Consider the following 14228-nt stretch of genomic DNA (forward strand, 5'->3'; position numbering starts at 1 on the left):
ATCGTTTTGATTACTTTGACGCTTTAGGCTTTTTCGCTGCTTTTTCGCGCACCACCCACTTACCGTTTTCGTAAAATGCCGCCCAGCCAGAAGGTTTGCCATCAACTTCAGTTTGAACATACTGCTCTTTGGTCTTGCGGCTATAGCGAATAACGCTATCGCGGCCCTCTTTATCTTTCACCGGCGCATCAAATAAAAATGCGTATTTTTCGTCAACTTCCTTGCGATGCGGCAGTATCTCTTTAACCAGTGGCGCCCGTGTTTCACGGTTGCGCGGAAATCCGCTTGCCGCTAGGAATAGGCCCGACGCGCCGTCTCGTAAAATATAGTGATCGTCTACTTTCTCACACTTCAACTCCGGCATCGGCACGGGGTCCATCTTCGGCGGCGCCGCCTCTCCGCTGCGCAAGAGCTTGCGCGTGTTTTTACAATCTTCACTCGTACAACCGAAGTACTTACCGAAACGGCCAGTTTTTAACTGCATATCTGCGCCGCACTTATCGCATTCAATCAGCGGCCCCTCATAACCCTTAACTTTAAAACTGCCCTCTTCAATCTCATGACCGGAACAATCAGGATTATTGCCGCAGATGTGGAGCTTGCGCGATGCATCGATAACATAGCTATCCATTGCGGTATTGCACAATTTGCAGCGTTTTTTACTGCGTAGCAGCTTGGATTCAGCTTCGTCATCATCATTGTCGATGCTGACAAAATCATCACCAGACACCAAATTTATTGTCTGTTTGCAGCGCTCTTTTGGCGGTAATGCATAACCAGAGCAGCCCAAAAACACACCGGTACTCGCGGTTCTGATCTGCATATCTCTGCCGCAATTAGGGCAAGGTATATCAGTCCCCGTCGGTGCGTTCTGGCGCATACCATCATCGCTCGCTTCCGCCAGCTCTAATGTTTTACGAAAATCCACATAGAATTCGTTTAACAACTGCTTCCAGTTTTTATCCCCCGAAGCAACTGCGTCGAGTAACTCTTCCATCCTTGCGGTAAAGCTGTAATCCAAAAGATTGCTAAAACTTTCAACCAAACGATCGGTAACAATATCGCCCATTTTTTCCGCGTAAAAGCGTCGATTTTCTACTTTTACATAACCGCGATCTTGAATCGTTGAGATAATCGAAGCATAGGTAGAGGGACGTCCAATACCACGCTTTTCTAATTCTTTTACCAACGCCGCTTCAGAATAGCGCGGTGACGGTTTGGTGAAATGCTGAGTCGGATCGACTTTTAACAGCTCCAAGTTCTCGCCAACTTTCACATCTGGCAGCTCTTGATCATCTTCTTTTTTACTAATGCTCGGCGGCTGTACCTTCATAAAGCCGTCGAAACGCACAACGCGACCACGAGTACGCAGTTCAAACTCACCCGCCGTCACAGTAATCGAGGTGCTAGTAAAATCAGCAGAGGCCATTTGGCAGGCCACAAACTGACGCCAAATTAAGGTATACAGGCGCTCTGCATCACGCTCCATGCCGGCCAATTGACTAGGCTCAACATTGACATCTGAGGGGCGAATCGCTTCATGCGCCTCCTGAGCGCCTTCCTTGCTTGAATATGAGCGCGGCGCCTCTGGCAAATACGCTTTGGCGAAATTAGACGAAATATAGTCACGGCATGCCGCAACTGCATCTGCGCTCAAATTTGTTGAGTCGGTACGCATATAGGTGATGTAGCCGGCCTCATACAGGCGCTGAGCCATCATCATGGTTTTTTTCACCCCAAAGCCTAGCCGTGTACTAGCAGCCTGCTGAAGCGTTGATGTGATGTACGGTGCACCGGGGTGACTCTTGGTGGGCTTGTCTTCACGGGCGCTGACTTTAAACTCAGCCTGTTTCAAGGCCGCCGACGCCGCCATTGCGTCGGTTTCATTATCAGGGCGGAAGTTTTCACCCGCTTGTTTTTTTAGCTCCAGCCGTAATTGCCCAGACGCAGAGGCATTATCGGTATGAATTTGCCAATATTCATCGGGTATAAATGCGCGTATTTCTTTTTCGCGATCTACGATAAGCCGCACTGCAACCGACTGCACACGACCCGCAGACAAGCCCCGCGCAATTTTCGCCCACAATAAAGGCGAGACCATATAGCCCACCACGCGATCTAAAAAACGCCGCGCCTGCTGAGCATTAACACGGTCGATATCGAGCTCGGTGGGTTTTTCAAAGGCCGCTTGAATTGCCTTCTTAGTGATTTCGTTAAACACCACCCGCTTATAACGGCTATCGTCACCGCCGATGGATTCACGCAAATGCCATGCAATAGCTTCTCCCTCGCGGTCCAAATCCGTTGCGAGATAGATGGTGTCAGCATTTTCTGCCAATTTTTTTAATTCATTAACAACCTTTTCTTTGCCGGGAAGAATTTCATAATGCGCCTTCCAGTCATTTTCCGGATCTATCCCCATGCGGCCAATCAATTGCTCACGGGCCTTGGTTTTCTTATGAATTTCCTTTTCTTCTGGCGACATTTTACGAGTTAGCGCCGCAGCTTTAGCGCGCTGCTTGGCATCAACAGGGCTGGCCTTACTACTGCCACTGGTCGGCAAATCACGGATATGGCCAATACTGGATTTAACGATGTATTCGTTACCCAGATATTTGTTAATGGTCTTCGCCTTGGCTGGCGATTCCACAATAACTAAAGATTTGCCCATATTATCCTTCTACAAGTACGTAATAATGTGACGCCTTAGCGGCGAGAGGCGACATATATAAGTGTTCATTTCCTCAGGGTCAAGGGCGAAGTAATATCCCCACCCCAACCCTAACACTACAAACTCGACCCGTCTGCAGGGCTAATTAACTTAAAGCGAGGCTGAACTTTTCCTTCAAATTCAACAGCTTCCAAAAACATTGCGAGGGGCCTAAGCCAAAGTGCAGACTCGCCGTAAAGCGGTCGATAAGCAACAAGTAATTCTTCGGTCTCGCTGTGAGTACCAAGCTCGTAAACGTAATATTCACCGCCCTTGTAATGGCGATAGCGCCCTGGCACCACACTTTTGTTCGTTTCATCAGCCATCTGATTTACTCACCCCGTTTTCGAGCCCCGCCGCCGCAATAATATTGTCGAAGCACTGTGCAATATTTTTCACAATCTCGTCGCTTGCATGACTTTCACGCCAATAGATATTGAGACCAAGTGGTGTCAATTCAAGCATGCTTGCATCTTTGGGCAACAACTGCCGCTGCGCTTCAATCAATTCAAGCATAGCCGGATCAAGCGACTCAATGTCATCGTCACCATCCGGCACCTCTATCAACCAGTATTTCCAGCTTGCTAGCGGCTTTTTATTATGTAAAAAGCGTGTATAGCAGACCCCGAACACATCATCTTCGCGGCGAATCTTTGCACGCCGCGTTTTAGGCATCGCCACGACTTTTACTGACAGCCCCATCGTGCGCGCAAAGGCGCGTATTTCGGCCTGCTGCGACTGGCGCCGCGAGGGCAATATCCAAATTACTGGTGCCAGCATAAACCCGATTACGACTACTGCAATTAGCCAACCCACACGTCGCTCCTTTGAGTTCACTGGACAGATGGCAGGCTTTATACCTTAATACTCGGGTAGATTGCGAACACAAAAGGAGAAAGCTATGCCGAATTACCAGCGTATCCTTGCGGCGATTGACCTATCTGACGAAGCCGAAGCCGTGTTAGAACGCGCCGTAGCAATGGCTGCCAGTGACAATGCCGAATTGCATTTAGTCCACGTGGTCGAGCCATTAAATTTAGCTTATGGCGGTGATATCCCCATGGATTTTTCAAGCGTGCAAGAACAATTGCAGAGTCAAGCGGAAGAATCTCTTCACCAATACGCGCAGCGCGCCAATGTCGCCGCTGAGCGCTGTCACCTGCTAAGCGGCCGGCCAGACGCCCAAGTTCATGAACTCAGTGAAAACCTCGCCGCGGACCTCATCATCGTTGGCAGCCACGGCCGCAAGGGGCTGGCCCTATTGCTAGGATCAACCGCAAACGGCGTGCTACACGGTGCAAGTTGTGACGTGCTCGCAGTACGGGTTGGACAGGACAAATAGCGCCTTACTCTGCCAACTCCATCCAGCGCTCCATACATGCGTCTAGCTCTAGCTGGGCATTACTGAGCTGCTCGAGAACCTGGGTGACTTTGTCGGCATCTTGCTGGTAAAAAGCAGGATCGCCAGTAACTTCACCCAGCTCAGCAATTTTAGCTTCTAAGTTTTCAATCTTCTCCGGCAGCGCGTCCAGCTCTCGCTGATCCTTGTAACTCAATTTGCGGACTTTCGGCGCCGGCTTTACGTCTGCTACTGCGACTTCCACCTTTACGCTGTCCTTACTTTGTAACACGCTCTTTTGCTGGCTGGCTCGACGCGCCATGTAATTCGACACTTCTGTGTAACCGCCAACATGCTCACTAATCTGGCCATTGCCTTCAAATAGCAGACAACTACTGGCAACGCTGTCAACAAAGGAACGGTCATGGCTTACCAGCAGTACCGTGCCACTAAATTCAACCAATAAACTCTCGAGCAATTCGAGGGTTTCCATATCTAAATCGTTGGTCGGCTCATCCATTACCAGCACATTCGCGGGCTGACTAAACAAACACGCGAGCTGCACCCGCGCCCGCTCACCGCCAGACAAGACGCCAAAATGACTGCGGGCACGCTCGGGAGTAAATAAGAAATCACCGAGGTAGCTCATAATATGCCGGTCTTTACCATTGATCGTGACGGCGTCGCGCCCCTGCCCCACAATATCAACAACGCGTTTATCTTCGTCTAAACGATCGCGCAGCTGATCAAAATACGCAACTTGAAGTTTGGTGCCAGCTTTAACTGTGCCACTCTGAGGCGCTAGCTCTCCAAGGATCAGACGCAGCAGAGTTGTTTTACCCGCGCCATTAGGGCCAATAAGCGCTAATTTGTCACCGCGACAAATTAATAGTGAAAGATTGTCTACCAACATCTTGCCAGGGACTTCAAATGTAACGTCTGTGAGCTCCGCAACGACTTTGCCGGTTTTGTCGCCCTGATTAACACTGAGACTGGCAGAGCCGGTGATGACGCGGCGCTGAGAGCGTTCATTCCGCATTTTTTCTAAAGCTCGAACGCGACCTTCGTTACGCGTTCTACGGGCTTTAATACCTTGGCGAATCCACACCTCTTCTTGCGCTAAACGCTTGTCGAAAAGTGCGTTTTGCTCCGCTTCGACTTCTAAAGCATGCTCCCGCAGTTCCAAATAGCGAACATAATTTGTATCGTAATTGGTGAGAATTCCGCGATCTAATTCAATAATACGCGTAGCGAGTTTTTCGATTAAAGCGCGGTCATGGGTAACAAAAAGCACACAGCCCTGAAACGACATCACACATTGTTCTAACCAAAGAATGCCGTCCAAATCCAAATGGTTGGTGGGCTCATCCAACAATAAAATATCAGGCTCACAAACCAATGCCCGCGCCAAGGCAACTCGACGGCGCCAACCACCTGATAGGCTGCACACCGTCGCGTCAGCATCTAGCTCAAGCCTAGACAAAATATTTTCTATTCTTTGCTGGAAGAGCCAACCGTCATTAACTTCTATTTCCCGCTGGAGCTTTTCAAGTTCACTAAGCTCTTTGTTACCCATCTCACCGTGAATCAATTCATTGTATCGGCGCAGAATTTTACCTAAGCCCGCCAAACCGTCGGCGACGACGTCGTAAATCGTTTCTTCTGGAGAGGCGAAATCTAAGGTTTGCTCCATTCGCGCGATTTTTACACCTGGCTGGCGCCAAATCTCGCCGGAATCTACCGTGGTATTTCCATCGACAATGCGCAGCAATGTTGACTTACCACAGCCATTACGACCCAATAAGCAAACGCGATCGCCAGCTTCTAATTGCAATTCTGCGTTATCCAACACAATTTGTTGTCCAATACTGTGCTGTAATTGTGTGGCACGTAACAAAGGCATATATTTGATCCAGTATGTAACCAAGCTTAGGCTGGTTATCTCGAGTTTGATAAATACGCTACTTCAGGAAATTAACGATGTTTTACAAGGCTGCAGGGAAATGAAACGCCTCTTTATACTATTTTTCATCCTAAGCTCACTGGCAACAAATGTGTTTGCCGCCCCTAGCCTTGACGAAAGCCGGCGATTATACCGCGAAGCTATCGACGAAATCAGCCGCGGCCGACTTAACAATGCGGAAAAGCTGGTTCCCAAGCTAAATAACTACCCGCTACTACCCTATTTAGAGCTTGAGTTAGTGAAGGCGCAAATTAATAGCGTGTCTGACAAGACCATAGACGTCTACCTTCAACAATATGGCGACACCATTGTAGGGCAGCGCATTCGTATCTCGTGGCTAAACAAATTATTGCGTAGCCGCGACTGGCCACGTTTTGTTCGCTATTACCAAAAGAACTCATCCACCGCCACCAGCTGTCATTATGCCTATGCGCTGCGCCAAGTCGGCGAGCACAGCAAAGCCGATGTCGCGATAGCAGAGCTTTGGCGCACTCCTTACTCTCTGCCCAAAGAGTGCGACATTCCCATCAGCCAATGGATGGCACGCCTTAACGCAAATCAAATTGAAGATCAGTATTGGCTGCGTGCGGAGTTGGCGCTAGAAAAAGGCCAAACTGATATGGCCCGCTATCTAATGGGCAAGATTAAAAATACCGAACAATATCTTGAGCTATTGCGCCGCCCAGAGAGCCTCTATCAAATTGGTGTCAATCTGCCGGTAAATAGCCACAGCCAAGAAGTTGCGGTTCATACCCTAAAGCGTCTAGCGCGCGGCGATTTTGAGCGTACCAATACCTTGTGGCACCAGCTTGATCGCAGGCTTAATTTCACTGCCAAACAAAACTACGCGCTGCGTGACAGCATGGCACGCCAAACAATCGCCAGCGACGCTGACTATACCCGCGACTGGGTTACGGCCAACGACCCCAATTACGAAGACCCCTATCTCACCGAATGGCGAATTCGCCTAGCCCTGAAAGACCGTGACTGGCCGGCGGTGCAGCAAACCATTCAATTCCTTCCCGCAGATATGCGCGAAAAAGCCGACTGGCGCTATTGGTGGGCTAGAGCTGACATAGAGCTCAAGGGCGAACTAAGTGTTGCCACCCAGCTCGTTTTGCAAAAAATCGCAGCGGAGCGCGGTTACTACAGTTTTTTAGCGGCAGATATTCTTAATGAAGACTACGAATTAGAATCTGCTCGCACCCTAGATCCGGCTCTTATTTCTGAAGTTGAACAACACGACGCCATCAACCGCGCCAAAGAACTCTACCTATTAGGAGAGCACCTAACCGCAAGCCTAGAATGGAATTACGGCATGCGGAGTTTAAGCAAGCCCGAGCAAGTAGCGGCCGCACAGCTCGCCTTAGACTGGGGTTGGTCACACCAATCTATAATGACGGCAATCCGCGCCGGCGAATGGGATGACCTTACCCTACGCTTCCCGACGCCTTATAAGGAGACGTTCAAGTCGGTCGCCAAGCGAGAAAAAATTGACCTGAAGTGGATATATGCAATAGCGCGACAAGAAAGCGCCTTCGCTCCGAGCGCCAACTCGCGGGTAGGAGCACGCGGCATTATGCAGCTAATGCCAGGTACCGCCCGCACCGTTGCTCGTCAAATGGGCTTGCCTAATCCCCGCGCCGAAGACTTAGTGACACCAGAAAAAAATATCGCGATGGGCGGGTTTTATCTCGGGCAATTATTAGAGCAATTCGGCGGCAACCGTATATTAGCAACTGCCGCATATAATGCTGGCCCCAGCCGAGTTGAGCGGGTGCTGTTGCGACAAACCGCTGATCTTCCCGCAGACATTTGGATTGAAAACCTGCCCTACGGTGAAACCCGCGAGTACATCAAAAACGTGCTGGCATTTAGCGTAATTTACGCCAATAAGCTCAAGCTAGATAAACCCTTGCTAGCAAGCCATGAGCGCACTATTGGGCCAGCCAACGCCGCGACGGCGCAGAAAAACTAAGACACCGACTTACAGGGGCAGCCTGCCCCTGTAAGTCGACCCAATGCTTACTCCAACACCTCTACTCGCTGCCCCACCGCAAGCTCACCACTACCTCGGTGAACAAGATTCTGGCCAAAATAAACCTCACCATTTTTAGAACGCTCGGCCCTCAGCATTTTAAAAACATCCGCCTCGCGCTCCGCAGTATCTAAATTTACCGTTGGAATCGCACAGCGAGAACATGGCTTAAGCACATCAAATTCAATATTAGCGATACGAATGCGTCGCCATTCGTCTTCCGCAAATGCCTCACTCCCCGCCACAACAATATTCGGTCTAAAGCGTTGCACCGCCAAGCCCCTACCCAAGGCCTTACTCAATACAGCCAGCGACGCCTCACTACAGAGTAAAAACGGAAAGCCATCAGCAAAACTAACGCGACTACCCAACTCGGCAAATTGAGTATCGACTTGCCGATGAGTAGTTTCAGCCATAAAACACAGACGCAGTGATTTACCCAGTATATCGCTGAGCCATGTCGCCACTTCGTCGCCGGCATCCATCGCAGCGCAGTTGTCGGACCACACAGCAACCTCGTACTGAGGTGCTTGCATGGGCTCAGGCACATCAATAAACAGCGAGGGCTCATCTAATGACTGAATACGTATTCCTGCATCGCTAAGCGAAGCAGACAACCTACACATTCTCGGCAATTGGCGCTGTGTGATAAACCGCTTCTGGCTATCGATCACCATCCAGCGTCGGTCTAAATTCGGCCCCCAATCGGTTACAGCCAAGCTAGGCATTGAAGCACCCGCCATTGACTTAACTGGGTAGCGCCAAAGTGAAGAAACCCGTATATCCATTAGCCTCCCCCAGCCGCAAATTCTCGAACGCTGCTGGCATCAAAGGGCCACTGCAACTCTCTACCATCTTCCACACTACGCAGCACAGGTATTTTTAAGGCATAGCGCGCCAAGGTGTCATCGTCATCAGCAATATCGATTAACTCGATTTGCCATGCGGTTTCGTCAACTAGCAGTTCGGCAAGCACCGCCTCAGCCAACTCACAAAGATGGCACGCCGAGGTACCATATAATTCAAACTCCATAGTGACTCCAGCCCCATTTCAAATAGATGTCAAAATGTCGGCTTCAGTAAAACATTGCAACATTATTATCGATAAATAATTACTTTCGCGCAGATATAAGCAAATAATGACGATTGCGTAATCTGGTAAGCTGCATCTCAAAGATAATTCACACACCGCAGCCTTCCGCTAGTGGACACATAAATCGCAGTAAGAAAAAGAGAAAAATTCATTAGCGGTGGTAAAGCTACCCGCCACGAAAACAATGATAGGGGAATGGGGAAACGAGGTAGTGCTAGCCCAAAAGATCAGGGCGTAATTCCACAACTACCTCGTTAAAAGAAATTACCTATTTATAGATCGTAGCCAACCTCGTTGTGGCAGGTAATATCTAAGCCCTGCGCCTCTTCGTCCGCAGTTACCCGCAGGCCTATGAGCTTATCTATCACATAGAACAGTATCAAACTCACTACCGCAGTATAGGCAAAGGTAGCACCGATACCAATTAGCTGAACCTTTAGCTGGGACAGGATGGTCATACCTTCTGCCAAGCCTTGACCGCTGAATACACCCAGCTCACTACTCGCAAAAATACCTGCCATGAACGTCCCTAATATGCCCCCTACGCCGTGAACAGGAAACACATCCAGCGAATCGTCGATCTTAAACACCTGCTTTAGCCACAAAGTACAATAGAAACACACAATACCCGCGTTTAAACCAATGACCATTGCACCTGCCGGCCCAACATAGCCCGATGCTGGCGTTATGGTACCTAGACCCGCAACCATACCGGTAACCGCACCTAAAGCACTGGGCTTACCGTAACGTATCCATTCGATAAACGACCAGGTTAGACAGCCAGCTGCCGCCGAGAGATGAGTCACCAACATGGCCATACCCGCATTTCCATCAGCGGCCAGCGCGCTACCGGCGTTAAAACCAAACCAGCCAACCCAGAGCATACCGGCACCAATAAAGGTCATGGTTAAATTGTGCGGTGGCAAAGCCATTTGCCCAAAACCCTGACGCTTGCCAAGTATTATCGCGGCAACGAGCGCGGCAACACCGGCAGTAATATGTACAACCGTACCACCGGCAAAGTCCAGCAGGCCCATTTCAGCCAACCAGCCACCGCCCCACACCCAGTGGGTAACGGGAGCGTAAACCGCCAACAGCCACAGCGCTGAAAACGCCATTACAGCAGAGAAACGAATACGCTCAGCAAAACCACCAACGACCAGCGCAGGTGTAATAATGGCAAAGGTCATCTGAAACATGATAAATACGGTTTCAGGAATATCGCCGCTGACACTCGCCTCGCCGACGCCCGCTAAAAAGGCTTTACTGAGACCACCAACAAACGCAGTTCCCTCTGAAAATGCCATGCTATAACCCACCGCTACCCATAGCAGTGAAGCCAAGCAAGTAATACTAAAACACTGCATCAATACGCTGAGCACATTTTTGCTTCGCACTAGGCCGCCGTAAAACAAAGCAAGCCCTGGGAGGGTCATAAACAATACCAATGCCGTCGACGTTAATATCCACGCCGTATTCGCACCGTTAATTTCCTCAGAAAATCCCCATTGCGGGGCAACAAACATCATTAAAACTGCAAGACTGCGAAGCAACTGCCTTGCTCTATTGATTTTCATTTACAAACTCTCCCAATAAAATTAATTGCGCACCAGATATGGGCATAAATACCCTCAAAATGCGCCATTACAATGCACAAAAGATGGTGTCAAACCAGCTTTATGCAAAAAGCGTAATTTTCTTAACAGCTTAAATCTTTGTTTTTTATAATAAAAAAATAATTAAGCTAAGTCTTATGCGTTTAAAATCTAATTAGATATTATTCCAACATCTAATAAAAACAAAAATGCACACTTTGAAAGCAATAATCGTGCCCAAACTTAGTGCCGGCGCACCAATTAGCAGCAAAAATATCATTCTAACGACAGTAATCTACTTCCTAGCAGTGCTGTTATCGCCTCTATAAGTAATCCACCAAAGGCGCTTTGGCTAAACTCAAAATAGTTATAGTGAAATAAATTACCAATACAGACGCTGCGAATAGGGACGCAGATGCGTACAATTGCCGCGGGGCGCAATTAATAGCCCTTCCTATTTAAGCGGGCTACACAGACCTTATGAGCAATCCTGACTACCAACAGCGCAAGGCCTTCTTCGATCAGTTACTCACCATCTATGGTCGCAAACCGGTTCTAGAAGCACTGCAAGATCCAGCAATGCAAATTTATAAATTGCACCTTGCCGACAGCAATAAAGAAGACGGTATTATTCGCGACATCAAGAAAATCGCCCAACAACGCAATATCAGTATCGAAATGCATGAACGCAAGGCGCTTTCGCGGATTTCAAAGAACGGCAAACAGGATCAAGGGGTCGCCGCTGACTTGCAACTCACCGCTTACCAGCCAAGCTCCGTTATAAATAAAGAAACACTAAACAAGGCTGCAAGGCGTTATATTGCTTTAGACCGTATTACCAACCCACAGAATATGGGCATGATTATTCGCTCTGTCGCTGCCAGTGGTATCGATGGTTTAATTTTGCCGCGACGCGGCGGTGCGCCGCTAAGCGCACTCGTAATCAAAGCCAGCGCGGGCACCCTATTCCGCGCACCGCTTTTCTACTGCGACAACTTAGCGCAGGAATTAAAACGCTTACAGAGCGACGGTGCTCAGCTCTGCGGCTTGTCGTCGCACGCAAAACAATCGGTTTTTGACACCCAAAACAATGCGAGTCAAATATACATCTTGGGTAATGAGACCGATGGCGTAAGCAAAGAAATAGAAAAACAATGCGACTTCATGCTCAAAATCCCCATGCATAACGGTGTCGAGTCGCTCAATGTTGCGGTAACAGCGGCGTTGATTGCGTTTCTAGGAAATAGATAATCTAGGAAGAGAAAGCCGCCTGAACGAGCGTCAAGCGACTATAAATGTACTATTTGGCCAAATAAGCCATTGCCTGCTCTAAGCCGCCCAGCGTCATGGGGTACATATGCCCCTCCATCTGCTGTTCAACCAACTTTATCGACTGCGTCCAATTCCAATCCTGCGGTGGTACCGGATTTAACCACGCGACCTTTTCGTAGGTTTCGCGAAGACGCCTCATCCACATTTCGCCAGACTCTTCATTCCAGTGCTCTACGCTGCCACCAGGCTGAACAATCTCATAGGGTGACATCGATGCATCACCGACAAAAATCACCTTATAGTCGGAGCTGTATTTATGCAGAATATCGAGCAGTTGAATACGCTCAGAGTGGCGACGAATATTGTTATCCCACACAGATTCATAAATATAATTGTGGAAATAATAATATTCCATGTGCTTGAACTCGGTCCGCGCAGCAGAGAATAACTCCTCGCAGACGCGAATATGCGGGTCCATAGAACCACCCACATCAAAGAACAACAGCACCTTCACCGCATTGTGGCGTTCAGGCACCATCTTCAGATCAAGCATGCCGCCATTTTTAGCGGTGGAAGAGATCGTGTCGTTAATATCAAGCTCATCCGCCGCACCAGTGCGCGCAAATTTTCGCAAGCGGCGCAGCGCGACCTTGATATTTCGAGTACCCAACTCCACATTGTCGTCGAGGTTTTTAAAATCGCGGCGTTCCCAAACTTTAACCGCTTTTTTATTTCTGCTTTCGCCGCCAATCCGAATACCTTCAGGGTTGTAACCACTATGCCCATAGGGTGAGGTACCACCGGTGCCAATCCACTTATTCCCGCCGGCATGGCGCCCCTTTTGTTCATCTAGGCGCTTTTTAAACTCTTCAATAAGCTTATCTAGGCCACCCAGAGACTCGATCTTGGCCTTTTCCTCATCGCTTAGCTGCTTTAAAAACTCTCTTCGCAGCCAGTCGTCGGGAATCATCGCCTCAATAATATCGTCCAAGGTGCTGAGGTCAGAGAAATAGCTACCAAAGGCCTTGTCGAAGCGGTCATAGTATTTCTCATCTTTGACCATGCATATACGAGCAAGCTGATAAAACTCATCGACATCGACAAAGGCGAGACGCGACTCCAAGCCGGCAATTAAATCTAGCAGTTCGCGAATCGTGACGGGGATACCGGCGTTTCTCAGCCCAAGAAAAAATTGTACTAACATAATATTAGCCGCGGCTCTCACGGCGATGCATAAACGCCAAACGCTCTAGTAAATGCACATCTTGCTCGTTCTTTAATAATGCGCCGTAAAGCGGTGGAATCGCTTTGCTAGCATCGCGGTTTTTCAAAATTTCGTCCGGAATTTCATCCGCCATCAACAACTTAAGCCAATCTATTAACTCAGAGGTGGAGGGCTTTTTCTTTAAGCCAGGGATTTGGCGGATTTCAAAAAACATTTCCATTGCATCTGCAACCAGCTGCTTTGAAATATCTGGATAATGAACGGCAACGATTTTCTGCATGGTCGCGCGATCAGGAAAGGTAATAAAGTGGAAGAAGCAACGGCGCAAAAAGGCGTCTGGCAGCTCTTTTTCATTATTACTGGTAATAATGATTATTGGTCGCTGCTTAGCTTTAACTGTTTCGCCGGTTTCGTAAACAAAGAACTCCATACGATCTAGCTCAACTAGCAAATCATTTGGAAACTCGATGTCGGCCTTATCTATCTCGTCGATCAATAAAACCACTTGCTCATCCGCCGCAAAGGCTTCCCAAAGCTTACCGCGCTTAATGTAGTTACCAATATCGTGGACTTTTTCGTTTCCAAGTTGCGAATCGCGCAGACGAGATACCGCATCGTACTCATAAAGCCCCTGCTGGGCCTTGGTTGTAGATTTTATGTGCCACTGAATTAGTGGTTTTCCAAGTGACGCGGCAACCTGCTCCGCTAACAGCGTTTTACCGGTACCTGGCTCACCTTTTATCAATAAGGGGCGCTGCAAAGCCACTGCGGCATTCACTGCCATGCTCAGATCATCTGTTGAAACGTAAGAATCGGTACCGGTAAATTTCATCATTTTTTCCTGACTACAAAAATCGCCCCGTTTATTAACACCGAGCGTGATTAAAAAGACTGCGCAGCAGACTACCCAAGCTGGCATTATAAGGCAATTACAAATCAGGCCAGTTATAGTAGAACTACCAGCAAGAATTTTACAATTTCAGCCCTATTTAC

Annotated in this window: 12 protein-coding genes; 3 read left to right on the forward strand and 9 right to left on the reverse strand. The window is 48.7% G+C overall.

What is annotated here, in order from left to right; translation table 11 throughout:
• Nucleotides 1-10: 10 nt before the first annotated feature.
• The 3 genes from topA to C0068_RS07995 all read right to left on the reverse strand — a co-directional run bounded on the left by topA (nucleotide 11) and on the right by C0068_RS07995 (nucleotide 3526).
• Nucleotides 11-2671, reverse strand: a complete 2661-nt coding sequence (gene topA / locus C0068_RS07985) for a type I DNA topoisomerase (RefSeq protein WP_103683965.1) — start codon at nucleotides 2669-2671, stop codon at nucleotides 11-13.
• Nucleotides 2672-2787: 116 nt separating this feature from the next.
• A complete protein-coding gene (locus C0068_RS07990; protein WP_103683966.1) occupies nucleotides 2788-3036 on the reverse strand; it encodes a DUF1653 domain-containing protein in 249 nt (82 codons plus the stop codon).
• On the reverse strand, nucleotides 3029-3526 hold the full coding sequence (locus C0068_RS07995) for a hypothetical protein (protein ID WP_103683967.1): 498 nt from the start codon (nucleotides 3524-3526) through the stop codon (nucleotides 3029-3031). The genes C0068_RS07990 and C0068_RS07995 overlap by 8 nt, the downstream gene beginning before the upstream one ends.
• Nucleotides 3527-3611: 85 nt before the next feature.
• On the opposite strand from C0068_RS07995, the gene C0068_RS08000 reads away from it, so the two are divergent.
• Entirely contained in the window at nucleotides 3612-4052 is a 441-nt protein-coding gene (locus C0068_RS08000; RefSeq protein WP_103683968.1) for a universal stress protein, read from the forward strand.
• A gap of 4 nt (nucleotides 4053-4056) precedes the next feature.
• On the opposite strand, the gene C0068_RS08005 is transcribed toward C0068_RS08000, so the two are convergent.
• A complete protein-coding gene (locus tag C0068_RS08005) occupies nucleotides 4057-5952 on the reverse strand; it encodes an ATP-binding cassette domain-containing protein (protein ID WP_103683969.1) in 1896 nt (631 codons plus the stop codon).
• 100 nt (nucleotides 5953-6052) lie between these two features.
• Between C0068_RS08005 and C0068_RS08010 the strand changes: the two genes are divergently transcribed.
• Nucleotides 6053-7990 carry a transglycosylase SLT domain-containing protein gene (locus C0068_RS08010; protein WP_103683970.1) on the forward strand — a complete coding sequence of 646 codons (1938 nt, stop codon included), beginning with the start codon at nucleotides 6053-6055 and terminating at the stop codon, nucleotides 7988-7990.
• A 47-nt stretch (nucleotides 7991-8037) separates the two neighbouring features.
• Here the strand turns inward: C0068_RS08010 and C0068_RS08015 are convergent, their stop codons facing one another.
• The 3 genes from C0068_RS08015 to C0068_RS08025 all read right to left on the reverse strand — a co-directional run bounded on the left by C0068_RS08015 (nucleotide 8038) and on the right by C0068_RS08025 (nucleotide 10720).
• On the reverse strand, nucleotides 8038-8838 hold the full coding sequence (locus C0068_RS08015; RefSeq protein WP_103683971.1) for an MOSC domain-containing protein: 801 nt from the start codon (nucleotides 8836-8838) through the stop codon (nucleotides 8038-8040).
• On the reverse strand, nucleotides 8838-9083 hold the full coding sequence (locus tag C0068_RS08020; RefSeq protein WP_103683972.1) for a glutaredoxin family protein: 246 nt from the start codon (nucleotides 9081-9083) through the stop codon (nucleotides 8838-8840). Before C0068_RS08020 ends, C0068_RS08015 begins: the two co-directional genes overlap by 1 nt.
• 332 nt (nucleotides 9084-9415) lie before the next feature.
• Nucleotides 9416-10720: an ammonium transporter gene (locus C0068_RS08025; RefSeq protein ID WP_434061418.1), complete on the reverse strand. Its 1305-nt coding sequence runs from the start codon at nucleotides 10718-10720 to the stop codon at nucleotides 9416-9418.
• A gap of 498 nt (nucleotides 10721-11218) precedes the next feature.
• Between C0068_RS08025 and rlmB the strand changes: the two genes are divergently transcribed.
• On the forward strand, nucleotides 11219-11989 hold the full coding sequence (gene rlmB / locus C0068_RS08030; RefSeq protein ID WP_103683973.1) for a 23S rRNA (guanosine(2251)-2'-O)-methyltransferase RlmB: 771 nt from the start codon (nucleotides 11219-11221) through the stop codon (nucleotides 11987-11989).
• Nucleotides 11990-12038: 49 nt separating this feature from the next.
• Here the strand turns inward: rlmB and C0068_RS08035 are convergent, their stop codons facing one another.
• Both C0068_RS08035 and C0068_RS08040 read right to left on the reverse strand, forming a co-directional pair.
• Entirely contained in the window at nucleotides 12039-13214 is a 1176-nt protein-coding gene (locus C0068_RS08035; RefSeq protein ID WP_103683974.1) for a vWA domain-containing protein, read from the reverse strand.
• Nucleotides 13215-13218: 4 nt separating this feature from the next.
• Nucleotides 13219-14067 carry an AAA family ATPase gene (locus C0068_RS08040; protein WP_103683975.1) on the reverse strand — a complete coding sequence of 283 codons (849 nt, stop codon included), beginning with the start codon at nucleotides 14065-14067 and terminating at the stop codon, nucleotides 13219-13221.
• Nucleotides 14068-14228: the final 161 nt, after the last annotated feature.

This window comes from Zhongshania marina (assembly GCF_002915595.1).
GTDB lineage: Bacteria > Pseudomonadota > Gammaproteobacteria > Pseudomonadales > Spongiibacteraceae > Spongiibacter > Spongiibacter marinus_B.

Coding starts and splice junctions, on each gene's coding strand:
- topA (WP_103683965.1), bottom strand. CDS start 2,671: ATGGGCAAATCTTTAGTTATTGTGGAATCGCCAGCCAAGGCGAAGACC.
- C0068_RS07990 (WP_103683966.1), bottom strand. CDS start 3,036: ATGGCTGATGAAACGAACAAAAGTGTGGTGCCAGGGCGCTATCGCCAT.
- C0068_RS08000 (WP_103683968.1), top strand. CDS start 3,612: ATGCCGAATTACCAGCGTATCCTTGCGGCGATTGACCTATCTGACGAA.
- C0068_RS08005 (WP_103683969.1), bottom strand. CDS start 5,952: ATGCCTTTGTTACGTGCCACACAATTACAGCACAGTATTGGACAACAA.
- C0068_RS08010 (WP_103683970.1), top strand. CDS start 6,053: ATGAAACGCCTCTTTATACTATTTTTCATCCTAAGCTCACTGGCAACA.
- C0068_RS08015 (WP_103683971.1), bottom strand. CDS start 8,838: ATGGATATACGGGTTTCTTCACTTTGGCGCTACCCAGTTAAGTCAATG.
- C0068_RS08020 (WP_103683972.1), bottom strand. CDS start 9,083: ATGGAGTTTGAATTATATGGTACCTCGGCGTGCCATCTTTGTGAGTTG.
- C0068_RS08025 (WP_434061418.1), bottom strand. CDS start 10,720: ATGAAAATCAATAGAGCAAGGCAGTTGCTTCGCAGTCTTGCAGTTTTA.
- rlmB (WP_103683973.1), top strand. CDS start 11,219: ATGAGCAATCCTGACTACCAACAGCGCAAGGCCTTCTTCGATCAGTTA.
- C0068_RS08035 (WP_103683974.1), bottom strand. CDS start 13,214: ATGTTAGTACAATTTTTTCTTGGGCTGAGAAACGCCGGTATCCCCGTC.
- C0068_RS08040 (WP_103683975.1), bottom strand. CDS start 14,067: ATGAAATTTACCGGTACCGATTCTTACGTTTCAACAGATGATCTGAGC.